We start from the raw sequence: 24,985 nt of genomic DNA, 5'->3' as shown, positions 1-24,985 counted from the left end.
AACAACGGCGCTGCATGAACGTCTTAAGGTGGTTGCACAGGGGGCACCATCGTCGAGGAGACGTCATGCATGCCCAAACCCGCCGCACCTCCTCCGTCGAACCTGCGTTGATGGACGCGTGGGAAAGACTGCAGGTGCACTACGCACGCCACCACAACGCCGCGCCTTTCTGGGATGCCTACCAGGCGATCCAGGATGAGTTGACGCGGTCCCATCCGCACCATCACGTTGCCGTCTGCGATCGTCTGGCCTCCCTGGCCGAACGCCTCGGCGTGGTCGAGCACGCGCATCTGCTCGGCGAACACCGCAGCCAACGCCGCCACACAGGCTCCACATCGCCATGACATCGCTTGCACCGCGCTCTACGCCATCATCCAGATTCCCTTCTTCCCAAACTGAAGTGACCATGTCTTCCGCCCAGATCTCCATCCCTGCCGTCATCGATGTCGACGCCGAAGTCAGCCACTGGCGCCAGCGTCATGCCGACGGCAACCTCGGGACGGGCTCGTTCGGCCATTACGTGCCGTGGATCAAATTCGCCTGCGACTCGCTGATCACGCAACCGCGTGCGAGCGATGAGCAGCGCGATGAAATGTTCCAGACCCACTACGCGCTGCAGATCATGCCGCGCCTGTCCGAAGAACAGGCACGCCAGTTCGTCGACGAGTGCTGGGAACACATCTACCATGCCGGCCGCCAGGACCAGGCATCGCGCCCGCGGCTGCACGCCCGCGTCTGACCGCCGCGATCCAGATCAAGCGCGATGCGCTGATCCGTACCAACAGACGCGAGGGTGCGACCGCATGGCCGCACCCGTGATACCTCAGCCGCGCTCGTGCCAACCGCCGCCGAGCACCTTGTACAACGCCACCTGATTGGACTGCTGCGCCAGCTGCGTGCTGACCAGCGACTGGCGTGCGGTGTACGCCGTACGCCGCGCATCCAGCAAGGTCAGGAAGCTGTCGAGGCCGGCGTCATAGCGTGCCTGCGACAACTGCTGCGCCTGCTCCGCGGCGGCCACCAGCGCCTGCTGCGAAGACAGCTGCGCATCCAGGCTCTCGTTCAATGCCAGCGCATCCGCGGCCTCGCGGAAGCCGGACTGGATCGCCTTTTCGTACTGCGCCAGCGCGATGTCGCGATCGGCGGTGGCCATGCCCAGGTTCGCGCGCAGCTTGCCGCCCTGGAAGATCGGCAGGTTGAGCTTCGGAATGAAGCTCCACACGCGCGTGCCGCTGTCGAACAGACCCGACAGCTCCGACGAGGCCGAACCGATGTTGCCGGTCAGGCTGATCGACGGGAAGAACGCCGCGCGGGCCGCGCCGATGTTGGCATTGGCCGACAGCAGCACGTGCTCGGCGGCCATCACGTCCGGCCGCCGCAGCAGCACGTCGCCCGGCACGCCGGCCGGCAGCGGACGCACGCTGGCCACGTCGGTCACCTCGGCCTGCGGCAGCAGGGACGCATCGATCGGCCCACCGGCCAGCAGCACCAGCGCATTGCGGTCCTGCGCGACCTGCCCGGCGAAGCGCGCCACATCCGTGCGCGCGGTCTCCACCAGGGTACGGGTCTGGCTCAGTTCCAGCGCCGAGGCGCCGCCGAGCTGACGACGGGCCTCGGTCAGGCGCAGCGAGTCCTCGTAGGTCGCCAGCGTCGCCTGGGCGATCCGCAGCTGTTCGCTGTCGGCCCCCAGGGTCAGCCATGCGTTGGCCACCTCGGCGACCAGCGACAGCTGGGCACTGCGGCGGTTGGCCGCTTCGGCGAAGTACTGCTGCAGCGCGGCCTGGCTCAGATTGCGCACGCGCCCGAACAGGTCCAGTTCGAACTCGACCACGCCGAGGTTGGCACTGAACTGCTCGGTCACCGGGGCATCGCCGCCACTGCGGGTCATCTGCCCCTGCACGCCGATGGCCGGCACGCGATCGGCGCGCTGGATCCGGTACTGCGCCCGGGCGCGCTCGACATTGAGCACGGCCACGCGCAGGTCGCGGTTGTTGTCCAGCGACTGGGTGATCACCGCCTGCAGGCGCGGATCGACGAAGAAGTCGCGCCAGCCGATGTCGGCAACGTCAGCCGTTGCGGTCTGTGCTCCCGCGGTGGCCGTGGCAGGCCACTGCGAGGGAATCGCCGGGGCGACTTCGGTGCTGCGCGGCTCCAGGGTCGAGCAGCCGGACAGCACCAGGCTCACGGCCAGCGCCAGGCTGGCCATCAAGGGCTTACGCATCGGAACCTCCTGCGTTCTTGCCATATTTCTTGCGATTGAACACGCGCTGCACCACCACGAAGAACAGCGGGATGAAGAACACACCCAGCACCGTGCCGACCAGCATGCCGCCGAGCACGCCGGTACCGATGGCCTGCTGTGCGCCGGAACCGGCACCCGAGGCGATCGCCAGCGGCAGCACGCCCAGGCCGAAGGCCAGCGAGGTCATGATGATCGGGCGCAGACGGTCGCGCACGGCGTGCATCGTCGCCTCGATCAGGCCGGCGCCCTTCTCCAGGTTTTCCTTGGCGAACTCCACGATCAGGATCGCGTTCTTGCTGGTCAGGCCGACCGTGGTCAGCATCGCCACCTGGAAGTAGATGTCGCGCTCCATGCCACGCATGGTGTTGGCCAGCACCGCGCCGAGGATGCCCAGCGGGGCCACCAGCAGCACCGAGGTCGGCACGCTCCAGCTTTCATACAGTGCGGCCAGGCACAGGAACACGATCAGCAGCGACAGCGTGTACAGCAGCGGCGTCTGCGAACCGGCCTGGCGTTCCTGGTAGGACAGCGCGGTCCACTCGATGTCGAAACCGGCCGGCAGCTGCTTGGCGAGCTTCTCCACTTCGTTCATCGCATCGCCCGAGGCCACGCCCGCGGCCGGCTCGCCCTGGATCTCCATCGCGGATACGCCGTTGTAGCGTTCCAGGCGCGGCGAACCGTAGTCCCAGCGCTGGCTGGCGAAGGCCGAGAACGGCACCATCTCACCGGCGGTGTTCTTGACCGACCACAGGTTGAAGTCTTCCGGGTTCATGCGGAACGGCGCATCGGACTGCACATACACGCGCTTGACCCGGCCACGGTCGATGAAGTCATCGATATAGCTGCTGCCCCAAGCCGCCGCCAGCGTCGTGTTGACCGCCTCCAGCGACAGGCCCAGCGCACTTGCCTTGCCGACGTCGATGTCGATGCGCAGCTGCGGCGTGTCTTCCTGACCGTTCGGGCGCACATTGGCCAGCAGCTTGCTCTGCCCGGCCATGCCGAGCAGCTGGTTGCGTGCGTCCAGCAGCGCCTGGTGACCGGCACCGCTGGTGTCCTTCAGGAAGAAGGTGTAGCCCGAGCCGATGCCCAGTTCCGGCATCGCCGGCGGCGGGAAGGCGAAGATGAAGGCGTCCTTGATCCCGCCCAGCGCGGCCATCGCGCGGCCGGTGATCGGCATCGCGCCCTGGTCCGCATCGCGGTCCTTCCAGTCCTTGAGCTTGACGAAGGCCATGCCCGCGTTCTGGCCCATGCCGGCGAAGCTGAAGCCCTGCACCGAGAAGATCGACTCGATCGCGTCGGCCTCGTTCTCCATGAAGTGCTTTTCGAGCTTGTCGATCGATTCCAGCGTGCGTTCCTGGGTGGCACCGACCGGGGTCTGCACCAGCGCCATCAGGATGCCCTGGTCTTCATTGGGCAGGAACGAGCTGGGCAGGCGCATGAACAGCAGGCCCATCACCAGCGCCAGTGCAGCGAACACGCCCATGAAGCGCCACGGACGGCCGAGGATGCCGCGCACGCCACGCTGGTAGCCGGTGCTGGAGCGGTCGAAGCCGCGGTTGAACGCATTGAAGAAGCGGCCCGACCAGCCCTTGTGGGCCACGTGGTGCTCGCCCTTCTTGAGCGGCTTGAGCATGGTCGCGCACAGCGCCGGGGTCAGCACGATCGCGACCAGCACCGACAGCGCCATCGCCGAAACGATCGTGGCCGAGAACTGGCGGTAGATGACGCCGGTGGCACCGCTCATGAAGGCCATCGGCACGAACACCGCCGACAGCACCAGACCGATGCCGACCAGCGCGCCGGTGATCTGGCTCATGGATTTGCGCGTGGCTTCCAGCGGCGACAGTCCTTCCTCGGACATGATCCGCTCGACGTTCTCCACCACCACGATCGCGTCATCGACCAGCAGGCCGATCGCCAGCACCATCGCGAACATGGTCAGCATGTTCACCGAGAAGCCCAGCGCGGCGAGGATGCCGAACGTGCCCAGCAGCACCACCGGCACCGCGATCGTCGGGATCAGGGTCGCGCGGAAGTTCTGCAGGAACAGGTACATCACCAGGAACACCAGCACGATGGCTTCGATCAGGGTCTTGATGACCCCCTTGATCGAGACCTGCACGAACGGCGTGGTGTCATACGGCACCACCGCCTTCAGGCCTGCCGGGAAGTTCGGGGCCATTTCATCCAGGGTGGCGCGCACGCCGTTGGCGGTGGCCAGCGCGTTGGCGCCGGTGGCCAGGGTGATCGCGATACCCGAGGACGGCTTGCCGTTGTAACGGGTCACGAAGTCGTACGATTCCGCGCCGAGCTCGACCCGGGCCACGTCGGCCAGGCGCAGTTCGGCACCGTCCTGCGCACTGCGCACGATGATGTTGCGGAACTGCTCCGGGGTCTGCAGGCGGTCCTGCGCGTTGATGGTCGCGTTGAGCTGCTGGCCCTTGATCGACGGCGCGCCGCCGAGCTGGCCGATGGCGACCTGCGCGTTCTGCGCGGTGATCGCGGCGATCACTTCGGCGGTGGACAGCTTGTAGGTGTGCAGCTTGTTGGGGTCCAGCCAGATGCGCATGGCATACTTGCCACCGAACACCTGGATGTTGCCCACGCCCGGCACGCGGCTCAGCGGATCGACGATGTTGGAGCCGACGTAATCGGAGATGTCGTTGGCATCCATGCTGCCGTCTTCAGACACGAAGCCGAGCACCTGCAGGAAGCCGCTGCTCGACTTGGCCACGTTGATGCCCTGGCGCTGCACTTCCTGCGGCAGCAGCGGCATCGCCAGCTGCAGCTTGTTCTGCACCTGCACCTGGGCGATGTCCGGGTCGGTGCCGCTCTGGAAGGTCAGCGTGATCGTGGCCTGGCCATTGGAGGAGCTGTTGGAGGAGAAGTAGATCAGGCCATCCAGGCCCTTCATGTTCTGCTCGATGATCTGCGTCACCGAGTCCTCGACCACCTTGGCCGATGCACCCGGATAGTTGGCGCTGATCTCGACGGCCGGCGGTGCCACTTCCGGGTACATCGACACCGGCAGCTTGAGCACCGCCAAGCCACCGGCGAGCATGATGATGATCGCAATCACCCACGCGAAGATGGGGCGATCAATGAAAAAACGTGCCATGGAATTCTCCGGTTACTGCTGGGCGGCGGGAGCCGCCGGCGCGGCGGCCGGCTTGGCCGGGGCCGCGCCCATTTCGGTGGCCTGCACGGGCATGCCCGGCTGGATCTTCTGCAGGCCTTCGACGATGACCTTGTCACCGGCCTTGAGCCCGTCTTCCACCAGCCACTTGTCGCCGAGCGAACGGCTGACCTTGACCTGCCGCACTTCGACCTTGTCATCCTTGCCGACCACCATGGCGCTGGTATCGCCCTTGGGATCGCGGGCGATGCCCTGCATCGGCACCAGGATCGCGTTCTCGCGCACGCCGCTGCCGACCTGGGCACGCACGTACATGCCCGGCATCAGCACTTGGTCCGGATTCTCGACCTTGACCCGCAGCGCATAGCTGCCGGTGGTCGGATCCACGCTGACTTCGGAGAATTCCAGCGTGCCCTTGTGGTCGAACTCGGTGCCGTCGTCGAGCAGGATCGTCACCGGCAGGGTCTGGTTGTCCTGCAGGCGACCGCTGGCCAGTTCGCGGCGCAGCTGCAGCAGCTCGCTGGCGGACTGGGTCAGGTCGACATAGATCGGGTTCAACTGCTGCACGGTCGCCAGCGCTTCAGCCTGGCCGGCGCTGACCAGCGCGCCCTGGGTGACCGAGGACTTGCCGATCCGGCCGCTGATCGGCGCGGTGATGCGGGCATACCCCAGCGTCACGTTGGCGGCGTCCAGCGAGGCACGCGCGGCCCCGACATCGGCCTCGGCCTGCTTCAGCGCGGCGATCGCGTTCTCGTTGTCCTGGGTACTGACCGCCTCGACCTTGGCCAGTTCGCCGATGCGCCTGGCGCTCAGGCGTGCGGCATTGGCGGTGGCTTCGGCGCGGGCCAGCTGGGCACGGGCGCTGTTGGCCTGGGCGCGATAGCTGGCGTCATCGAGCTGATACAGCGGCTGCCCCGCAGTCACCAGGCCGCCTTCGGTGAACAGCCGCTTGGCCACGATGCCGTTGACCTGGGGGCGCACTTCAGCGACCAGGAAGGCATTGGTGCGGCCCGGCAACTCGCGGGTCAGGCCGACCTGCTCGGCCTTCAGGGTGGCCACGGTGACCTGGCCGGGGCCGCCCTGCGGACCCTCCTGCTCACCGCCGCCACAGGCGGACACGGTCAGGGCGATCGCGAGGGACAGCGCGAGAAGACGGTACGGGGTTCTGGACATGGCGGTAGGGGCTCGCAGACGGAAAAGGGCGCGCCTGCAGCCCAACTTCCGATAAAAGCGAAGAATGACGACAAACAGGCAGCAAATGACGACAAATATCCGAAACGAGACCCGCCGGCATCTGCAGGCAGTCCTCGCTGAGGATCAGTGGGGCGCAAATATACATACATGCATGTTTGTTTGTAAAGCGGTACAATTCAGGCCGGTTTCATCCAGCAACTGCACAGCGCAATGGCCAGAAAAACCAAAGAAGAGGCCCAGGCCACCCGCGAGGGCATCCTCGATGCAGCCCAGGTCTGTTTCCATGAATACGGGGTCGCCGGCACCAGCCTGGCGATGATCGGCGCGCGCGCCGGATTCACCCGCGGCGCGGTGTACTGGCACTTCAAGAACAAAGCCGAAGTGCTGACCGCGATGATCGACCGCGAGCGCGTGCCCTTCATCGAGCGGATGCGCCGCACCACCTCGGCCAAGCGCAGCACGCCGATCCTGGACCTGCGTTCGGCGCTGCTGGTGTCCTTCCGGGAGCTGGCCGAGGACGAGCGGCTGCGCAACATGATGGAAATCATGCTGCGCAACGATCTGTCGGTGGAAAGCCAGGCGATGCAGGAACTGCAGCGCGAGGCATCCCGCGAGGAGCTGGCGATCATCGCCGCCGCGCTCGAGCGCGCGCGTGAGCTGGGCCAGCTGCGCGACCACGTGGATGCCGAAACCGTGGCGCGGATCGTCAGCACCAGCCTGACCGGCGTGCTGTACAGCGCCATGCTGGAGCCTGAGCTGTTCGAGATCCAGCGCGACGGCATGCAGACGCTGGATGCGATCTTCAGCGCCTTCGTCAAACCGGGTGTATTCACCCCGGGCGCCCCGCCGACGGCGCTGCCGACCGACGACGAGGTCTGAGGCAAAAAAAACGGCGACACCGAAGTGCCGCCGTTCTTCCTACCACCCGATCGTTGCGTGCCGTTACAGGATGTAGCGGCTCAGGTCCGGATCCTGCACCAGCTCACCCAGATGCGCATCGACATACGCCTGGTCGATGCTGATGGTCTCGCCATCGCGGTCCGGGGCTTCATAGCTAAGCGTATCCAGCAGGCGCTCCAGCACGGTGTGCAGGCGACGCGCGCCGATGTTTTCCTGGCGCTCGTTGACCTGGAAGGCGATCTCGGCCAGACGGTCCACCGCGTCGACGGTGAACTTCATCGAGACACCTTCGGTCTGCAGCAGTGCTTCGTACTGCTTGGTCAGCGCGGCCTTCGGCTCGGTCAGGATGCGCACGAAGTCCTGCTTGCTCAGCGCCCCCAGCTCCACGCGGATCGGGAAACGACCCTGCAGTTCCGGGATCAGATCGCTGGGCTTGGCCAGGTGGAACGCACCGGAGGCGATGAACAGGATGTGGTCGGTCTTGATCGTGCCGTACTTGGTGGAGACGTTGGAGCCTTCCACCAGCGGCAGCAGATCGCGCTGCACACCTTCGCGCGACACATCGCCACCGCCGACGTTGTCGCCGCGCTTGGCGACCTTGTCGATCTCATCGATGAACACGATGCCATGCTGCTCGCAGGCCTCGATCGCCGCACTGCGGATGTCGTCTTCGTTGACCAGCTTGCCGGCCTCTTCCTCGATCAGCAGCGGACGCGCGGCCTTGATCGACAGCGTACGCTTCTGCGCCTTCGCGCCGCCCATGCTGGAGAACATCTGGCGCAGCTGCTGGCCCATTTCTTCCATGCCCGGTGGGGTCATGATGTCCATGCTGACGTTGGCCGACACTTCCAGTTCGATCTCGCGCTCGTCCAGCTCACCGTTGCGCAGCATGCGGCGGAACTTGATGCGGGTCTCGTTGTCCTGCGCGGACGGCTCATTGCGCGCGGCTTCGGCATCGAAGCCGATACCGGTGCTGCGGCGCGGCAGCAGCGCATCGAGGATGCGGTCTTCGGCGCGCTCTTCGGCCTGGGTGCGCACGCGCACCTTGGCCTGCTCGCGATACAGCTTGACCGCGGTATCGGCGAGGTCGCGGATGATCTGCTCCACGTCCTTGCCGACGTAGCCGACCTCGGTGAACCGGGTGGCCTCGACCTTGACGAACGGCGCATTGGCCAACGTGGCCAGGCGACGCGCGATCTCGGTCTTGCCGACGCCGGTCGGGCCGATCATGAGGATGTTCTTGGGCATGACTTCGTTGCGCAGCTCGGCCGGCAGCTGCATGCGGCGCCAGCGGTTGCGCAGCGCGATGGCGACCGCGCGCTTGGCGTCGTGCTGGCCGACGATGTGCCGGTCCAGCTCCTGCACGATCTCGCGCGGGGTCATGGTGGCGGAAGAAACTTCAATCTTGTGCGGCATGGGTGTGCTCACGGATGAATTGGGTTTTTCGAGGTTGCCGGCCAGCGGCCGGCACTACGCTTACAGCTCCTCGACCACCACGTTGCGATTGGTGTAGATGCAGATGTCGCCGGCGATGTTGATCGACTCGGTGGCGATCGTGCGGGCGTCCAGCTCGGTGTGCGCCATCAGCGCGCGGGCGGCCGACAGGGCATAGGAGCCGCCGGAACCGATCGCGATGATGCCGTCTTCCGGCTCGATCACATCACCGGTGCCGCTGATGATCAGCGAGGTGTCCTTGTCGGCGACGGCGAGCAGTGCCTCGAGCTTGCCCAGGCGGCGCTCGGTGCGCCAGTCCTTGGCCAGCTCCACCGCGGCGCGCTGCAGCTGGCCGTGCTTTTCCAGCTTGGCCTCGAACAGCTCGAACAGGGTGAAGGCATCGGCGGCGGCACCGGCGAAACCGGCCAGCACCTGGCCCTCGCGACCCAGACGGCGCACCTTGCGGGCGTTGCCCTTCATCACCGTGTGGCCGAGCGTGACCTGGCCATCGCCGGCGACGGCGACATGTCCATTGCGCCGCACCGAGATGATGGTGGTGGCATGAAATACGTTGGGGTTCTGACTGGGGTCCATGGAGCCTCCGGGGTGACAAAGACTGAGGTGGGGTCTCTGCCCGACGCTTCAACCCGCCCCGCCCTGCGCCCGGATGCCGCAGCGGATCGATTCAGCTTTCGTTGCCGCTCTTGCGGCGCTTGGCACGCGGGTGCGCGGCATCGTAGACCTTGGCCAGGTGCTGGAAGTCCAGATGGGTGTAGATCTGCGTGGTGGCGATATCGGCATGGCCGAGCAGCTCCTGCACGCCGCGCAGGTCACCGGAGGATTCCAGGATGTGGCTGGCGAAACTGTGCCGCAGCATGTGCGGGTGCACGTGCTTGAACAGGCCCTGGCGCTGGGCCAGTTGGCGTATGCGGATCTGCACGGCGCGCTGGGTGATGGGGCCTCCCTTGCGCCCGGGGAATACCGGTGCGGTCGCCGCGCCGCCGCTTTCGGCCCGCCAGCCCTGCAGGGCGGTGCGCGCGTGCGAGCCGAACGGCACGCGGCGTTCGCGGTTGCCTTTGCCCAGCACGTTGACCAGGCCGGTATCGAAATCCAGGTCGCGCCAGATCAGCGCGCACAGCTCGCTCAGGCGCAGTCCGGAGGAATAGAACAGTTCCAGCAGCGCGCGGTCACGCAGGCCGAGCGGTGCGTCGGTCGGCAGTTCGACCAGCTGCACGGCTTCATCGGCATCGAGCACCTGCGGCAGTTTGCGCGGTGCCTTGGGCGCTTTCAGGCCCGTGGCCGGATTGGCGGCGATGCGGTGGTGCTTGAGCAGCCACGCATAGAAACTGCGGCACGCCGAAAGCCGACGCTGCAGCGAGGTGGGCGACAACCCACGGCGGTGTTCGGCGGCGATGAACTGGCGCAGCTGCGCGCTGTCCAGCGTGTCGATGACGGCCCCCTGCCCGTCCGACCACGCCGCGAGGGCGTCCAGGTCACGGCGATAGGCATCCAGCGTGTGCGCCGACATGCGGCGCTCCACCTGCAGATGCGACAGGAAGTCCTGCGCGGTGCTCACGACGACTCCGCTCGACGGGCGATCAGGGCGACGGGAAACGCTGCAGGGCAACGACCAGCGACTCGCCCATCATGCGCAGGAACAGCGTGCCCATGCCGGGGTAGAACCGATTGCCGTCATGGCTGCCGACCGCGATCAGGCCGACACCCGGCAGCGGCAGCAACGCACTGGACTGCACCTCTTCGGCGCGCCCGGCATACAGCACGGTGTTCTTTTCCGGCTGCAGGCGGCCGCAGATCGGTTCGCCGTCTTTCAGGCAATCGCGGAACACGCCCAGCAACGGGCTGCTCTCCTCGATCACCTGCAGCCACGGCGCCTGTTCCAGCCCGGCGATCGGATGCAGCACGATCAGCCGGACCAGATCACCGGCGAAATCCTCTTCCAGCGAGGCGGCCATCGCCCGCAGGGTGTCCGCCGCCGAGTCCTGTTTCATCAATGCCAGGGTCAGCTGGTGCGTGCGCACGGCCAAGCGCTCGTTGATCTGCGCGTTGGTGGCCAGATCGGCCAGCCGCCGCGACAGCTCACGGTTCTTGTCGCGCAGCACTTCCAGCTGGTAGCTGGCCAGCGACGCGGTGGGGCCGTCATCGCGCGGCACCACCAGGGTCAAGGCCAGGTCCGGGAACTGCTTAAGGAAGGTCGGATGCCGACGCAGCCAGGCGGCTACTTCATGCGATCCGATTTTCTCGGCGGTCTCGCTCATGCGTTCCACTCCCCATCAAAGACGAAGGCTGCGGGTCCGGACATCACGATCTGTGCATCATCGGCCGGCCAGCGGATGCGCAGGTCGCCGCCGGGCAGCGACATCGTGGCATCACGCTGCAGGCGACCGCGCTGCATCATCACCACGGCCGCGGCGCAGGCGCCACTGCCGCAGGCCAGGGTTTCGCCGGCACCGCGCTCGTACACGCGCAGGCGCGCGTGCTGCGGGCCAAGTACCTGCACGAAGCCGACGTTGACCGATTTCGGGAACGAGGCGTGCTGCTGCAGCAACGGGCCCAGGCGCTCGACCGGGGCGGCATCGACCAGGCCCACTTCGATCACGGCGTGCGGGTTGCCCATCGACACCGCGCCGAAGCGCACCGTGTCGCCCTGCAACGGCAACAGGTATTCCTCGCGGGCGCGGGCGAAGCCGATCAGCGGCACGTTCTCCGGCTCGAAACGCGGCACGCCCATGGCCACCGCGTACTGGTCGTCACCCAGGCGTTCGACCGCATGCGTGGTGACCGGGCTGTCGATCGCGAAGGTGCTGCCGGTCGCTGCGCCATCACGCACCAGCCAGGCCGCCACGCAGCGCGCGCCGTTGCCACACTGCTCGGAACTGCTGCCATCGGCATTCCAGATCCGATACGAGGCGACCGAGCCTTCCGCCTTGGGCGGCTCGATGGTCAGGATCTGGTCGCAGCCCACGCCGGTGTGGCGATCAGCCAGGCGCGCGGCCAGCGCAGCATCCGGCGGCGCACTGCCATCGCGCAGGTCCAACACCACGAAATCATTGCCGGCCCCATGCATCTTGGTAAAGCGCAGCGCTGCGGAGGTGTTCGACTTACTCATTCCCGTCATTGGCCTTCAGCGCCGGGGCGTCGACGGGATCGGGAACCACCGGGGAATCGGTATCGGCATCGGCGGCCGGCGGCGTGGCATCGTCGGCAGCCGGTTCGACCAGCTGTTCTTCGACCGGGACCGGCTTCTGCGGCAGGACCAGCGGGCCCTTGTTGCCACAGGCCGACAGCACCAGCAGCGCCGAGGCGGCCAGCGTCAGGGAGATGAGGGTACGGGGGGATGTCTTCATCCTCCGAGTATAGCCGCGGTGTTTGAGCGCTTGGGTGCTGGCTGGATGAACGGGCAGCGCGGAAATCACACCCGTGGAGGCACTACCGGGGCCGGTGTGCATCCCCAGGCGGCAGCGGCCGGGTCCACAGCCACAGCGCCACGCAGGCCATGCTGCCGATGGAGAGCCATTTCACCCAGGCGACCGGCACGCACCACAGCATGATGCCCGCACACACGGCCATGGTCAGGCTCGCCATCCATTTGCCGCGGCGGCTGACCGCGCCATGCGCCTGCCAGTTGCGGATCGCCGGACCGAACTGTGGGTGCGCCAGCAGGCGGTTGTGCAGGCGCTCGGAACCGCGCGAGGCGGCCCAGGCCGAGATCAGGATGAACACCGTGGTGGGCAGGCCCGGCACGAAGATGCCGACGATGCCGGTGCCCAGGCTGACATAGGCCAGCAGCCACCACGCCCAGCGGAAACGCACCCGTCCCCGCTCAGCCGGCGCTTCGGAAACCACGGGGTGTTCGGGCCGGGACATGCCCCCAGCATAGCGACCCGGCCGGGCCGCCGCGATGGGCACCCGCCTGCGGCAGCCGACGACACGGGGTCGTCGGCGTACAGCGTGCAGCAGCAGCCGGCGTTACGGGGTCTGGGTGACGCCGAGCTGGTCGAGCACGAACGCGTACGACTCCGCCAGCTCGTGGTAACGCTGGAAGCGACCGGACTTGCCGCCGTGGCCGGCCTCCATGTTGGTGCGGAACACGATCGGGAAGTGCCCGGTGTTGTCATCGCGCAGCTTGGCCACCCACTTGGCCGGCTCCCAGTACTGGACCTGCGAATCCCACAGGCCGGTGCCGACGAACAGGGCCGGATACGCCTGCTTGCTGACGTTGTCGTACGGCGAGTACTTGAGCATGTAGTCGTAGTACTCGCGCTGCTCCGGATTGCCCCACTCGTCGTACTCGTTGGTGGTCAACGGGATGCTGGCGTCGAGCATGGTGGTGACCACATCGACGAACGGCACCTGGGCGACCATCACGCGATAGTCCTGCGGGGCCTGGTTGGCGACCGCGCCCATCAGCAGGCCGCCGGCGCTGCCACCGGAGGCGGCGACACGATCCTTGGCGGCATAGCCCTGGCGGACCAGCTCACGGGTGACATCGACGAAATCGTTGAACGTGTTCTGCTTCTTGAGCAGCTTGCCGTCCTCATACCACGCACGGCCCATTTCCTGGCCGCCGCGGATGTGGGCGATGGCATACACCACGCCGCGATCCAGCAGGCTGACCACGGTCTGGTTGAAGCCCGGGTCCATCGACATGCCGTAACTGCCGTAGGCGTACTGGTACAGCGCGCCGGTGCCGTCCTTCTTGAAGCCGTTGCGGTAGACCAGCGACACCGGCACCTTGACGCCATCGCGGGCGGTGACCCACACGCGTTCGGTCGTGTACTTCGACGGGTCGTAACCAATCACCGGCTGCTGCTTCAGCTGGCGGCGTTCACCGGTAACGGTGTTGAGCTCGTAGGTGGTGGTCGGCGTGGTCAGCGAGGTGTAGGCGTAACGCAACCACGGGGTGTCGTGCTCGCTGTTGGCGGCCAGCCCCATCGAGTAGGCCGGCTCGTCTGCCTTGACGTAGTCCTGGCGACCGTCCGGGAACAGCAGGCGTACGCGCTCCAGGCCGTTGGAGCGCTCGGCGATCGCGGTGAAGCCGTCGAACAGTTCGAAGCCCTCGATCAGCACGGCGTCATCGTGCGCGACCCAGTCCTTCCATTGGCTGCGCGCGGTGGCTTCGCTGGGCGCGGTGACGAGCTTGAAGTTCTTCGCGTCCGCATCGTTGGTGCGGATCACCCAGCGGCCATTGAAGTGGTCGGCATCGTATTCGACGTCGCGCGCACGCGGGGCGAGCACCGTGAACGCCTGCGGATCGGCGGCCGGGGCGTAGCGCGTTTCCGAGCTGACCGTGCTGTGCAGCTCGATGGTCAGGAAGCGGTCATCGCGGGTGCGGCCGACGCCCATGTAGAAGCTGTCGTCCTTCTCTTCGTAAACGAGCGTGTCGCTGCTGGCCGGGGTGCCCAGTACGTGCTTCTTGACGCGCACGGTGAGCAGCGTTTCCGGATCGTTCTCGACATAGAACAGGGTGCGGTTGTCGTCGGCCCAGACCACGTTGGGCGAGACGTTCTCGATGCGGTCCGGCAGCACTTCGCCGGTGCGCAGGTCCTTGAAGCGGATCACGTACTGGCGGCGGCCTACATCGTCCTCGGCCCAGGCCAGCAGGTGGTTGTCCTGGCTGACATCGGCATCGCCCACGTTGAAGTAGCCCTTGCCTTCGGCCATCGTGTTGATGTCGAGCAGGATTTCCTCCGGCGCCTCCATGCTGCCCTTGCGGCGCGCCTGGATCGGGTAGTCCTTGCCGGTTTCGAAGCGGGTGTAATACCAGTAGCCGCGGTCACGCGAGGGCACGCTGGCGTCGTCCTGCTTGATGCGGGCGACGATCTCCTTGTACAGGGTGTCTTCCAGCGGCTTCAGCGGGGCCACGACCTGATCGGTGTAGGCGTTTTCCGCGTTCAGGTAGGCCAGCATCTTCGCGTTTTCGCGCTTGTCGTCGCGCAGCCAGTAGTAATCATCGCTGCGGGTCGCGCCAAAGGGAGCCTTCACCGTGTGCGGGTGCTTCTCGGCGTCAGGCGGGGTCAGCGCGGGGGCGGCGTGCACGTTGGAGGTCATGAGGCTGGCAACCAGTAAACAAAGGGCGGGTTTCACGAGATAGGGCTCCTGGCGGGGGAATGCAATGGCGTCCGTGTTCCTGCAGTCTGTGCCGGCGGGTGGGCCAGCAGCAAGCCTGTCGTTGGTCACTGCGCCTATCATCAGGCCATGGACACTTCCCGCACGCCCCCCACCGGCACCGGCTACAGCCGCCGCAGCCAGGAAATCGAACCCTTCCACGTGATGTCGCTGCTGGCCCGCGCGCAGGCGCTGGAGCAGGCCGGCCACGACGTGATCCATCTGGAGATCGGCGAGCCGGACTTCACCACCGCCGCGCCGATCGTACGCGCCGGCCAGGCAGCGCTGGCGGCCGGCCATACGCGCTACACGGCGGCCCGCGGCCTGCCCGCGCTGCGCGAGGCGATCGCCGGGTTCTACCGGGATCGCTACCAGGTGCAGATCGATCCGGAGCGCATCCTGGTGACCCCCGGCGGCTCAGGTGCATTGTTGCTGGCCAGCAGCCTGCTGGTGGACCCGGGCAAGCATTGGTTGCTGGCCGATCCGGGCTATCCGTGCAACCGGCACTTCCTGCGGCTGGTGGAAGGCGCCGCGCAGCTGGTGCCGGTCGGCCCGGAGACGGCCTACCAGCTGACGCCGGACCTGGTGGCACGGCAGTGGAACGCCGACAGTGTCGGTGCGCTGGTCGCCTCCCCGGCCAACCCGACCGGCACCGTGCTCTCCGCGGCGCAGTTGGCAGCGCTATCGCAGTCGTTGAAGGCGCGCGGCGGGCACCTGGTGGTGGATGAGATCTACCACGGCCTTACCTATGGCATGGACGCGGCCAGCGTGCTGCAGGTGGATGACGAAGCCTTCGTGCTCAACAGCTTCTCGAAGTACTACGGGATGACCGGCTGGCGCCTGGGTTGGCTGGTCGCGCCACCGCAGGCGGTGCGGGAGCTGGAGAAGCTGGCGCAGAATCTGTACATCAGCGCCTCGAGCATCGCCCAGCATGCGGCGCTGGCCTGTTTCGAGCCGGAATCGATCGCGATCTTCGAGCAGCGTCGTGCGGCGTTCCGCGAGCGCCGCGATTACCTGCTGCCGGCGCTGCGCGCGCTCGGCTTCCGCATCGAAGTGGAACCGGAAGGCGCGTTCTATCTGTACGCCGACGTGAGTGCGTTCACCGATGATGCGCAGGCGTTCTGCGCGCATTTCCTGGAGACCGAGCATGTGGCGTTCACGCCGGGCCTGGACTTCGGGCACCACCGTGCGAACGAGCATGTGCGCCTGGCGTACACGCAGGAAGTTCCGCGGCTGGAAGAGGCCGTGCGGCGGATCGCCCATGGGCTGGAAACGTGGGCGCGTTGATCCGCCAAAAAAAACGCCGCGCATTGCTGCGCGGCGCATAAATGGGGTGAGGCCAACTCGACGCCCCACCACCCGGAGGCGTCGTTACTTGCTCAGCTGCTCCCACAGGAAGCTGTAGGCCAGCGCCTGCATGTGCGCGGCCTGGGCGTTGTTCGCCGCGCCGCCATGACCGCCTTCGATGTTCTCGTAGTAGGTCACGTCCTTGCCGGCGTCGATCATCTTCGCGGCCATCTTGCGCGCATGCGCCGGATGCACGCGGTCATCGCGCGTGGAGGTGGTGAACAGCACCGGCGGGTAGGTCTTGCTGGCGTCGAAGAGGTGGTACGGCGAGAAGGTCTTGATGAAGTCCCAGTCGGCCGTGTCCGGATTGCCGTATTCGGCCATCCACGAGGCGCCGGCCAGCAGGTGGCTGTAGCGCTTCATGTCCAGCAGCGGGACCTGCACCACGACCGCACCGAACAGCTCCGGGTACTGGGTCAGCATGTTGCCGGTGAGCAGGCCACCGTTGCTGCCGCCCTGCACGCCCAGGTGCTTGGCCGAGGTGATCTTGCGGCTGACCAGGTCACGGGCGACCGCGGCCATGTCTTCATAGGCCTTGTGCCGGTTCTGCTTCAGCGCCGCCTGGTGCCAGCGCGGGCCATACTCGCCACCGCCGCGGATGTTGGCCACCACGTAAACGCCGCCCTTTTCCAGCCACGCGCGGCCCATGCCACCGGAGTAGGACGGGGTCAGCGAGATTTCGAAGCCGCCGTAACCGTACAGCAGGGTCGGATTGGAGCCGTCCAGCTTCATGTCCTTGCCGTGCACCACGAAGTACGGCACGCGGGTGCCATCCTTGCTGGTGGCGAAGTGCTGCTCGATCACCTTGCCGTCGGCGTTGAAGAACGTCGGCATGGTCTTGAGCACTTCAGGCTGCTTGCCGATCTCGGCAATGGCCAGGGTGGTCGGGGTCAGGTAGTCGGTGACGGTCATCCACACCGCATCGCTGTCATCGGCATCGACCGCACTGACGGCCACGGTGCCGAACGACGGCGCGCCGGTGAAGGCACTCGTCTTCCAGCCGCTGTCGCCCGGGGTCAGCACGCTCAGGCGGCTCTTGACGTCGTCCAGCACGTTCAGGACCAGGTGGTTCCGGGTCCAGCTGGTGCCCGCCAGCGAGGTGGTGTCGGTCGGGGCGAACAGCACGTCGAAGTCACGCTTGCCGGCGAGATAGTCGTCCAGCTTGGTGGCCAGCAGCGAGCCGGCGGCGTAGGTCTTGCCGCCCACGGTCCACGGTTCGCGCAGTTCCAGGGTCAGCCACTGCTTGCGCAGGCCCTTCTCCGCCGAGTTCGGCGCATCGATCCTGGTCAGCGTGCCGTCGTCGGCGCGCAGGTAGAGCTCGTTGTTGTAGAAGGCCAGCGTGCGGCTGACCAGGTTGCGCTCGTAGCCGGGGGTATCGTCGTGCATGGCCGCGATGTACATGTCATCGGGCTTGCCTTCGTAGACCACCGAGGCCGAGGCCATCGGGGTGCCGCGCTTCCACAGCTTGGCCACGCGCGGATAACCGGAGGTGGTCATCGTGCCGGTGCCGAAATCGGTGTAGACGAATACGGTGTCGCGGTCGATCCAGTTCAGGCCACCCTTGGATTCCGGGCGGAAGAAGCCGTCCTTGATCCAGGTCTTGTTGGCCAGGTCGAACTCGCGGGTGACGTCGGCATCGGCGCCGCCGCGCGACAGCGCGATCAGGCAGCGCGAATAGTCCGGACGCAGGCAGTCCGCGCCGTGCCAGACCCAGTTCTCGCCTTCGGCCTTGTTCAGCGCATCCAGATCCAGCACGGTTTCCCACTGCGGCGAGGCCTTGCGGTACTCGGCCAGCGTGGTGCGGCGCCACAGGCCGCGCTCGTGCTGCTTGTCCTTCCAGAAGTTGTAGTAATAGTCGCCGATCTTCTGCACGCCGGGAATCTTGGCGTCGGAGTCGAGCACCTCGCGGATGCTGGTCTCCATCTGCTTGAACGCCGGGGTCGTGGCCAGGCGGCCTTCGGACTTGGCGTTCTGTTCCTTGACCCACGCCAGCGGCTTGTCGCCGGTGACGTCTTCAAGCCAGGCGTACTTGTCCGCCGGGGCGTCAGCAGCCATGGCGGTTCCCGCCGCACCGGCGGAGATCAGACCTGCCATCAGGCAGGCGGAAGCGAATCGTGACATTGCAGCTCCAGGCAGTCATAGCCTTGGGACGCTATCACACCGGCTGGCCGCGGCTCACGTGTCGAAGGTCAGGCCGGGCCGGACGCGCCAGCGGGCGGCTGCGACGTCGCGCCTGCGGCCCCCGGCGACGGCGGGCGCTCCGGGCGAGCAGGCCGGCCAGCGGCAGCCGGAAGCGATGCAGGCTCCACCAGGCCATCAACGGCATGCCGGCCAGCCAGAGCGGCAGCCAGCCGATCCACTCGCTGTGGCCCCGTGCGGCCGGCCACACCAGGACCAGGGCCAGCCCGGCCAGCGCCCCCTGCCTGACGCAACGCAGCACACGGGGATCGGGACGGTCGGACGAACGCGGGGAAGACGACAGGGTCATGACACAGCTCCGTGCGAAAGTGATGCGTCACCTTGCCGCGCTGCCATCTCAAGGGCTGCGACCTTGTCCGGGGCGTGGCAGGAAGGACGCCCGCCTTCGTGATTGCATGAATCGGTCACCCAACCGCTGCGCCGCCATTGACGTTCTCCGCCGTCCCACCCACCATGCCCCTGCCAGCCACTGGAGCCTTCCGCCGCATGTCTTCGAACCGCCCGCTTCGCGCTGTCCTGTTGGTCTCCTCGCTGGCGTTGCTGTCAGCCTGTGCGTTCCGCCATGAGACCAAACCGGAACCCGCGCCGACGCCGGTCGCGGTCGACAGCGCCGGTGCGCCGATCGACCTGCAGCGCTTCATGGGCACCTGGTATGTGATCGGCCGCGTGCCGAACCCGATCGAACGCGGCCACGTCGCCAGCGTCAACGAGTTCCAGTTGCGCGGCGACCAGAAGGTGTCGATCAGATACCGCTACCGCGATGGATTCTCCGAGCCGCAGCAGGAGCTCACCGTCCGCGCCTCGGTGGACGAGAAGAGTGGCAACCACAACTGGCGCACCTGGTTCTACAAGATCGTGCCGACCCACACCCGCGTGCTGGAAGTCGCGCCGGATTATTCGTGGGCGATGCTGGGCTACCCGGGCCGCGAGATGGCCTGGATCTTCGCGCGCCAGCCGGACATGGACAAAGAGCTCTACAAGGAACTCGCCACCCGCCTGCGTGACGATTACGGGGTCAACACCGACAAGCTCAAGCGCGTGCCGCAACACCCCGAACAGGTGGACCGGCTGGGCTTTGAAGTGCCGAACGTCCGCTAAGAGCGGCGGTCAGGCCGCCTCGCGCGGCTGCACCCTGCGCTCGATTTCCTGACGGGTCGGCAGCGTCTTCAGATCGTACTCGGCCTGGAGGGCCAGCCACGACGCGGCGTCCCCGCCGAAATGACGCGCCAGGCGCACTGCGGTATCTGCCGTGACCCCGCGGGTTTCATGCACGATGGCATGCAATCGCGTAGGTGGCACATCCAACGCCCGTGCCAGCGCAGTGATGCTCAGCTGCAACGGCAGCAGAAACTCCTCGCGCAGGATTTCGCCCGGATGGACGGCCCTGAGGTTGTTGGTGGGGCGGCTCATGGGTGGCACCTCAGTGGTAATCGACGATCTCGACATCACGCGGACCGTTGTCGGTCCAGACAAAACACAGTCGCCACTGCGCGTTTATGCGGATGCTGTGCTGCCCGCGTCGGTTGCCGCAAAGCGCTTCGAGCCGATTTCCGGGCGGGCTGCGCAGGAACTGCAGGGTCTGTGCAGCATCCAGCATCTGCAGCTTGCGCTCGGCCAGCAACTGGAACGCGCGGAATTGTCGAGGGCATCGTCCCGCAAACAGCGCGTACGTGTGGCGGCATCGGAAGGACTGAATCATTCCGCACAGCGTATTACGCGAAACGGAATGTAACACAGATGCCTGTCACGCAATGATGCGCTGGGCAAACACTGGATCAATCGAATCTACGCGTGCTGCTGCCTTGGCATTCCAGAAGGCGGCGTGACCCGGGACTGACCCACCGCCGCAGAGGGAGGCGTACCGACCCACGGTCGGTACGCCCGATTACTTCCGGCTGTAGTGTTCCACCAGGCGGTCGCCGATCATCTGCAGGATCTGCACCAGCACCAGCAGCAGCACCACGGTGACCAGGGCCACGTCGGTGTGCGAACGCTGATAGCCATCGCGGAAGGCCAGATCGCCCAGCCCCCCCGAGCCGATCGCACCGCCCATGGCGGTGAAGCCGATCAGGGCGATCACGGTGACGGTGGCGCCGGCGATCAGGCCCGGCCGCGCTTCGGGCAGCAGCACGCGGGTGACCAGCTGCCAGGTGGTGGCGCCCATCGCCTGGGTCGCTTCGATCACGCCACGGTCCACTTCACGCAGCGCGGTCTCGACCAGGCGGGCGTAGAACGGCGCGGCGCCGATCACCAGCGGCACGATCGCGCCGCGTACGCCCAGCGAGGTGCCCATCATCCACAGCGTCAGCGGGATCAGCACGATCATCAGGATGATGAAGGGCACCGAGCGCAGCAGGTTCACCAGCACTGCGAGCGAGCCGTACAGCACCGGCTTGCGGTGCAGCTGCGGCGAGCCGGTCAGGAACAGCAGCACGCCCAGCGGCAGGCCGATGAGCAGCGTCAGCGGCAGCGAACCGCCGAGCATCAGCAGGGTGTCCAACGTGGCCTGGCCGATATCGGCCCACTTTTCGGCGTCGAGATGGCGGAAGAACCCGCCTGCGGTGGCCAGGATCATCGGCGCAGCTCCTCAAGGTGGACACCGGCGGCGACGAAGCCCGCCTGCGCGGCCTGTACGTCGCCTCCGACCAGCGACACGGTCAGCTGGCCATACGGAGTGTCCTTGATCCGGTCGATACGGCCGGACAGAATGTTGTAGTCCACGCCGGTCTCGCGCGCGATGCGCCCCAGCAGCGGTTCGTAGGTGTCCGCGCCGAGGAAGGTCAGGCGCACGATACGCCCGGCCACGGCCTCGAAATCCTTGTGCAGCTCGCCCTCGTCGACCTGTTCGGACTCGTTGACGAAGCGGCGGGTGGTCGGGTGCTGCGGGTGCAGGAACACCTCGGTGACCGGGCCGGTTTCGACCAGGTGGCCGGCATCGAGCACGGCGACGCGGTCGCAGACACGCCGGATCACATCCATCTCGTGGGTGATCAGGACGATGGTCAGGCCCAGCTCGCGGTTGATCCTGCCGAGCAGCTTGAGCACCGAGGCGGTGGTCTGCGGGTCCAGCGCGCTGGTGGCCTCATCGCACAGCAGGATCTGCGGGCGGGTGGCCAGGGCGCGGGCGATGCCGACGCGCTGCTTCTGGCCACCGGACAGCTGCGCCGGGTACTTGTTGGCGTGCGCTTCCAGGCCGACGGTATGCAGCAGTTCGTCGACGCGCGCATCGATCTCCGCGCGCGGCGTACCGGCCAGCTCCAGCGGGAAAGCGACGTTGGCCGCGACGGTGCGCGAGGACAGCAGGTTGAAGTGCTGGAATATCATGCCGATCTTCCGGCGCAGCACGCGCAGGCCCTCGGCATCGAGCGCGGTGACATCCTCGCCGTTGATCAGCAGGCGGCCGCCGGTCGGTTCCTCCAGCCGGTTGATCAGCCGGATCAGGGTCGACTTGCCCGCGCCGGAATGGCCGATGATGCCGAAGACTTCGCCGGCCTCGATGGTCAGGTCGAGCGGCTGCAGCGCGGCAATCGCGCGGCCGCCGACGGCATAGGATTTGTGCAGGCGCTGGAACTCGATCACTTCGCGGTCAACCGGGGCATCGACGGGAGGGGGCGTGCAGCCTACCAGCGCGGGGCGGCCCTGGCCCGTGCGGTTGCGCGGAATGATATTCCGTTTGGTTCTAAGGGAACGTGATCCGGCCCGCCCGGGTCATCGGCCGGGCTCAGGGATGGTCCAGCGGCCGGGGCGGCTGGACCCGGCGGATCCGCTCGCGGTGCAGCAGGTACAGGCCCGAGGCGACGATGATCGCCGCGCCCAGCCAGGTCACCTGGTCGGGCAGGACGCCCCAGAACAGCAGGTCCCAGCCGATCACCCAGACCAGGCCGGTGTACTCCAGCGGCGCGATCATCGACGCTTCGCCCAGCTGGAAGGCGCGGGTCAGGGCGACCTGGCCTCCTGCCCCGGCCAGGCCCATGCCGGCGATCAGCGCCGCGTGGCCCAGCTGCAGCGGCTGCCAGTCCGGGATCGCGAGCAGGCCGGCGCCGACCGCCATGATCACCAGGAACCACACCACCATCGACTGCGGGGTGTCGGTCCGGGTCAGCATGCTGACCGTGATCGCGGCCAGGGCGTAGGCGGTGGCGGCGAGCAGCACCATCAGGCCAGGGAAGGAGATGATGCCGCCAACGCCCGGGCGCAGCACGACCAGTACGCCGATCAGGCCGATCCCGATGGCGATCCAGCGGCGTGGGCCGACGTGCTCGCCGAGCAGGGGCACGGAGAGCGCGGCGATCAGCAGCGGGGCGACGAAGTAGATGGTGTAGGCGGTGGAGAGCGGCAGGCTGCGCAGGGCGTAGACGAAGCAGCCGATCATCACCATGCCGAGCACGCCGCGCAGCAGGTGCAGGACCCAGCGTTTGGGCACCAGCGAGCGCGGGCCCGCGGTGGCCAGGACCCAGACCAGCACGAACGGCAGCGAGGCCGCGCCGCGCAGGAAGGTGACCTGCAGGGTGGGATAGCTGGCCGACAGCTGCTTCATGCCGGCATCCATCAGCGAGAAGCAGGCGACAGCGATCAGCATCCAGGCGACAGCGCGGGTGGGGGATTTCTGCGTGTTCATGGCCCATTATCGCCGGCTTGGCCGGCCCGTCCATGGTGGCTTGGTAGAATGGGGGCATTCACCCGTTGGAGTTTGCCCATGCCCTCTTTTGACGTTGTTTCCGAAGTCGACATCCACGAGTTGACCAACGCGGTCGACCAGGCCAACCGCGAGCTGTCCACGCGCTTCGATTTCAAGGGGGTGGACGCGAAGTTCGTGCTGGAAGACAGCGTGATCAGCCAGTCCGCGCCGAGCGATTTCCAGCTGCAGCAGATGACGGACATCCTGCGCCAGCGGCTGATCGCGCGGAAGATCGATGCGGCCTGCCTGGAGTTCGGCGATATCGAGACCAATCTGGCGGGTGCGCGGCAGAAGATCACGGTCAAGCAGGGCATCGAGCAGAAGGTGGCCAAGAAGATCGCGGCGAAGATCAAGGAGGCCAAGTTGAAGGTGGACAGCCAGATCAATGGCGACAAGCTGCGGGTGACGGGCAAGAAGCGCGATGATCTGCAGGATGCGATGGCGCTGCTGAGGAAGGAGACGTTCGAGGTTCCGCTGCAGTTCGACAATTTCCGCGATTGATTTTGGCGGAACGGTTGTAGTGCAAAGCGCTGGTGATTCATTGCTGGTGCGCTGCGTCGGGTAGGGCCAGGCGTTGGTCGCTACGCGCGCAGCAGTTTGTACAGCGTCGTGCGTGAGATCCCGAGCTGACGTGCGGCGGCGCTGATATTGCCTTGATGGGCGGCCACGGCGTCGCGCACGTGCTGCGTGGTGTGCGTGCGCAGCGATGCATTTACTGCATTGGCGCCGGCCGCGTCGATCTTCAGGCTCGCATGCGGTGCGAGCGGTCCACGCAGGTACTGCACGTGCACGGCGGTGTCGTCGTCCAGGCGGACGCGATGGGCGGGGCCGGCCTGCAGCAGGCGGCGGCGCTGGTGGGCGCTGGCGCCGGCGAAGAGGCCGTCCAGGGTGAGGACGGGCAAGGGGCCGCGACGCGGCAGTCCGAACAGGCGCCGGGCCACACGGTTGGCGGCGCGCACGTGTCCGTCTTCTTCGATGGCCAACAGGCCCTGCAGCGGTGAGTGCAGCCAGCGCGCGTCGTGCTGGACGGCCAGCAGATGGCAGGGGCGATGATCCTGCATGAGGCGGTTCTCGGCCGACAGGGCCGCTTGCCGGAAGTAGCCGTGCAGCAGCTCTGCGTCGCGTTCGCCGGTACCGGTGATGTCCAGTGCGCCCAGTACCTCGCCGTCCAGGCCGTGCAGCGGCACGCTCAGGCAGAACACGGTGGCGAAGCGGTCGAGATAGTGTTCATTGCCACGCACCAGGGCGGGCGCGTCTTCGGCCAGGCTGCAGGCCGGTGCTGTGGTGCCGATGTCGATCTCGCGCAGGCGGCGCCCGACCTGGATCGGGCGCAGTACCGGCACGTCGGCCAGGCCGTGCTCGCGCTGGGCGATGACCAGGCCTTCGGCGTTGACGCAGAACAGGGTCCACTGGCGACCCCCGAAGGCGGCCCACAGATGGTCCATGTCCTCGCGCACGCAGCGTGCGAGGCGGCGGTCGCCAGGGTCATCCAGGCGCGTGGCCGCCGGGGCAAGGGGCGCGTAATACGGCTCCTGCCGCGGCTGCACGCCGGCCTGGCGCGAGCGCTCCCAGGAGCGCAGTACCGGCGGGCTGACCACGCTGTCCATCAGCGCGCCGCCCTCGGCGAAGCGCTGACGGGCGGCGGCCAGTACCTGCTGCTGTTCCAGAACCATCGCGGCCATCGGTCGATCTCCACCTCGGACCGACAGCCTACTCCTGCAAAGCTGAC

General features: G+C 66.9%; 25 protein-coding genes. 6 read left to right on the top strand and 19 right to left on the bottom strand.

What is annotated here, in order from left to right; translation table 11 throughout:
• Window positions 1–65 precede the first annotated feature (65 nt).
• On the top strand, window positions 66–344 hold the full coding sequence (locus tag HH110_RS02435) for a hypothetical protein (protein ID WP_176988158.1): 279 nt from the start codon (window positions 66–68) through the stop codon (window positions 342–344).
• A 62-nt stretch (window positions 345–406) separates the two neighbouring features.
• Window positions 407–739 (top strand): hypothetical protein, encoded by a 333-nt coding sequence (locus HH110_RS02430; protein WP_176988157.1) that lies wholly within the window; start codon window positions 407–409, stop codon window positions 737–739.
• A gap of 84 nt (window positions 740–823) precedes the next feature.
• Here the strand turns inward: HH110_RS02430 and HH110_RS02425 are convergent, their stop codons facing one another.
• Genes HH110_RS02425 through smeD form a run of 3 tightly spaced genes read right to left on the bottom strand, consistent with a single transcriptional unit; the run spans window position 824 to window position 6,551 of the window.
• Window positions 824–2,221, bottom strand: a complete 1,398-nt coding sequence (locus tag HH110_RS02425; RefSeq protein WP_176988156.1) for an efflux transporter outer membrane subunit — start codon at window positions 2,219–2,221, stop codon at window positions 824–826.
• Entirely contained in the window at window positions 2,214–5,360 is a 3,147-nt protein-coding gene (gene smeE / locus HH110_RS02420) for a multidrug efflux RND transporter permease subunit SmeE (RefSeq protein ID WP_176988155.1), read from the bottom strand. Before smeE ends, HH110_RS02425 begins: the two co-directional genes overlap by 8 nt.
• A gap of 12 nt (window positions 5,361–5,372) precedes the next feature.
• Window positions 5,373–6,551, bottom strand: a complete 1,179-nt coding sequence (gene smeD, locus HH110_RS02415; protein ID WP_070425967.1) for a multidrug efflux RND transporter periplasmic adaptor subunit SmeD — start codon at window positions 6,549–6,551, stop codon at window positions 5,373–5,375.
• A gap of 231 nt (window positions 6,552–6,782) precedes the next feature.
• Between smeD and HH110_RS02410 the strand changes: the two genes are divergently transcribed.
• On the top strand, window positions 6,783–7,451 hold the full coding sequence (locus HH110_RS02410) for a TetR family transcriptional regulator (RefSeq protein ID WP_176988154.1): 669 nt from the start codon (window positions 6,783–6,785) through the stop codon (window positions 7,449–7,451).
• A gap of 63 nt (window positions 7,452–7,514) precedes the next feature.
• Here the strand turns inward: HH110_RS02410 and hslU are convergent, their stop codons facing one another.
• The 8 genes from hslU to HH110_RS02370 form a co-directional block, all read right to left on the bottom strand.
• Window positions 7,515–8,888, bottom strand: a complete 1,374-nt coding sequence (gene hslU / locus HH110_RS02405) for an ATP-dependent protease ATPase subunit HslU (RefSeq protein WP_121039962.1) — start codon at window positions 8,886–8,888, stop codon at window positions 7,515–7,517.
• Between the two features lie 60 nt (window positions 8,889–8,948).
• Window positions 8,949–9,500, bottom strand: a complete 552-nt coding sequence (gene hslV, locus HH110_RS02400; RefSeq protein ID WP_019183676.1) for an ATP-dependent protease subunit HslV — start codon at window positions 9,498–9,500, stop codon at window positions 8,949–8,951.
• 91 nt (window positions 9,501–9,591) lie between these two features.
• Window positions 9,592–10,482, bottom strand: coding sequence for a tyrosine recombinase XerC (gene xerC, locus HH110_RS02395; RefSeq protein WP_176988153.1), 891 nt, complete (start codon window positions 10,480–10,482; stop codon window positions 9,592–9,594).
• 22 nt (window positions 10,483–10,504) lie between these two features.
• On the bottom strand, window positions 10,505–11,182 hold the full coding sequence (locus HH110_RS02390; protein ID WP_176988152.1) for a DUF484 family protein: 678 nt from the start codon (window positions 11,180–11,182) through the stop codon (window positions 10,505–10,507).
• Complete coding sequence (gene dapF, locus HH110_RS02385; protein ID WP_176988151.1) at window positions 11,179–12,033, bottom strand: diaminopimelate epimerase; 855 nt, start codon at window positions 12,031–12,033, stop codon at window positions 11,179–11,181. The genes HH110_RS02390 and dapF overlap by 4 nt, the downstream gene beginning before the upstream one ends.
• Window positions 12,026–12,271, bottom strand: a complete 246-nt coding sequence (locus HH110_RS02380; protein ID WP_176988150.1) for a lipoprotein — start codon at window positions 12,269–12,271, stop codon at window positions 12,026–12,028. Before HH110_RS02380 ends, dapF begins: the two co-directional genes overlap by 8 nt.
• Window positions 12,272–12,353: 82 nt before the next feature.
• Window positions 12,354–12,791 carry a YbaN family protein gene (locus HH110_RS02375; protein WP_176988149.1) on the bottom strand — a complete coding sequence of 146 codons (438 nt, stop codon included), beginning with the start codon at window positions 12,789–12,791 and terminating at the stop codon, window positions 12,354–12,356.
• A 102-nt stretch (window positions 12,792–12,893) separates the two neighbouring features.
• On the bottom strand, window positions 12,894–15,011 hold the full coding sequence (locus HH110_RS02370; protein WP_176988148.1) for a prolyl oligopeptidase family serine peptidase: 2,118 nt from the start codon (window positions 15,009–15,011) through the stop codon (window positions 12,894–12,896).
• A 111-nt stretch (window positions 15,012–15,122) separates the two neighbouring features.
• On the opposite strand from HH110_RS02370, the gene HH110_RS02365 reads away from it, so the two are divergent.
• On the top strand, window positions 15,123–16,319 hold the full coding sequence (locus HH110_RS02365) for a pyridoxal phosphate-dependent aminotransferase (protein WP_176988147.1): 1,197 nt from the start codon (window positions 15,123–15,125) through the stop codon (window positions 16,317–16,319).
• Window positions 16,320–16,403: 84 nt separating this feature from the next.
• Here the strand turns inward: HH110_RS02365 and HH110_RS02360 are convergent, their stop codons facing one another.
• Both HH110_RS02360 and HH110_RS02355 read right to left on the bottom strand, forming a co-directional pair.
• Window positions 16,404–18,500, bottom strand: coding sequence for a prolyl oligopeptidase family protein (locus tag HH110_RS02360; protein ID WP_176988146.1), 2,097 nt, complete (start codon window positions 18,498–18,500; stop codon window positions 16,404–16,406).
• A 34-nt stretch (window positions 18,501–18,534) separates the two neighbouring features.
• Window positions 18,535–18,861 (bottom strand): hypothetical protein, encoded by a 327-nt coding sequence (locus HH110_RS02355; protein ID WP_241696400.1) that lies wholly within the window; start codon window positions 18,859–18,861, stop codon window positions 18,535–18,537.
• Between the two features lie 203 nt (window positions 18,862–19,064).
• On the opposite strand from HH110_RS02355, the gene HH110_RS02350 reads away from it, so the two are divergent.
• Window positions 19,065–19,676, top strand: coding sequence for a lipocalin family protein (locus tag HH110_RS02350; protein WP_176988144.1), 612 nt, complete (start codon window positions 19,065–19,067; stop codon window positions 19,674–19,676).
• Window positions 19,677–19,685: 9 nt separating this feature from the next.
• Here HH110_RS02350 and HH110_RS02345 read toward each other — a convergent pair whose 3' ends face one another.
• The 5 genes from HH110_RS02345 to HH110_RS02325 all read right to left on the bottom strand — a co-directional run bounded on the left by HH110_RS02345 (window position 19,686) and on the right by HH110_RS02325 (window position 23,196).
• Complete coding sequence (locus tag HH110_RS02345) at window positions 19,686–19,988, bottom strand: HigA family addiction module antitoxin (protein WP_137190416.1); 303 nt, start codon at window positions 19,986–19,988, stop codon at window positions 19,686–19,688.
• A 10-nt stretch (window positions 19,989–19,998) separates the two neighbouring features.
• On the bottom strand, window positions 19,999–20,277 hold the full coding sequence (locus HH110_RS02340; RefSeq protein WP_176988143.1) for a type II toxin-antitoxin system RelE/ParE family toxin: 279 nt from the start codon (window positions 20,275–20,277) through the stop codon (window positions 19,999–20,001).
• Between the two features lie 186 nt (window positions 20,278–20,463).
• Complete coding sequence (locus HH110_RS02335; RefSeq protein ID WP_176988142.1) at window positions 20,464–21,153, bottom strand: methionine ABC transporter permease; 690 nt, start codon at window positions 21,151–21,153, stop codon at window positions 20,464–20,466.
• Complete coding sequence (locus HH110_RS02330; RefSeq protein ID WP_176988141.1) at window positions 21,150–22,157, bottom strand: ATP-binding cassette domain-containing protein; 1,008 nt, start codon at window positions 22,155–22,157, stop codon at window positions 21,150–21,152. The genes HH110_RS02335 and HH110_RS02330 overlap by 4 nt, the downstream gene beginning before the upstream one ends.
• Before the next feature lie 142 nt (window positions 22,158–22,299).
• Entirely contained in the window at window positions 22,300–23,196 is an 897-nt protein-coding gene (locus HH110_RS02325) for a DMT family transporter (protein WP_176988140.1), read from the bottom strand.
• Between the two features lie 78 nt (window positions 23,197–23,274).
• On the opposite strand from HH110_RS02325, the gene HH110_RS02320 reads away from it, so the two are divergent.
• Window positions 23,275–23,757 (top strand): YajQ family cyclic di-GMP-binding protein, encoded by a 483-nt coding sequence (locus HH110_RS02320; RefSeq protein ID WP_176988139.1) that lies wholly within the window; start codon window positions 23,275–23,277, stop codon window positions 23,755–23,757.
• Between the two features lie 80 nt (window positions 23,758–23,837).
• On the opposite strand, the gene HH110_RS02315 is transcribed toward HH110_RS02320, so the two are convergent.
• The gene (locus tag HH110_RS02315; RefSeq protein WP_176988138.1) at window positions 23,838–24,938 is read right to left on the bottom strand and encodes a helix-turn-helix domain-containing protein; all 1,101 of its coding nucleotides are present in this window, start codon (window positions 24,936–24,938) and stop codon (window positions 23,838–23,840) included.
• Window positions 24,939–24,985 lie beyond the last annotated feature (47 nt).

It is taken from the genome of Stenotrophomonas sp. SAM-B (assembly GCF_013387485.1).
Lineage (GTDB): Bacteria > Pseudomonadota > Gammaproteobacteria > Xanthomonadales > Xanthomonadaceae > Stenotrophomonas > Stenotrophomonas maltophilia_AA.
The sequence above is the reverse complement of the archived record's forward strand: the minus strand, read 5'-3'. Positions and strand labels throughout refer to the sequence as shown.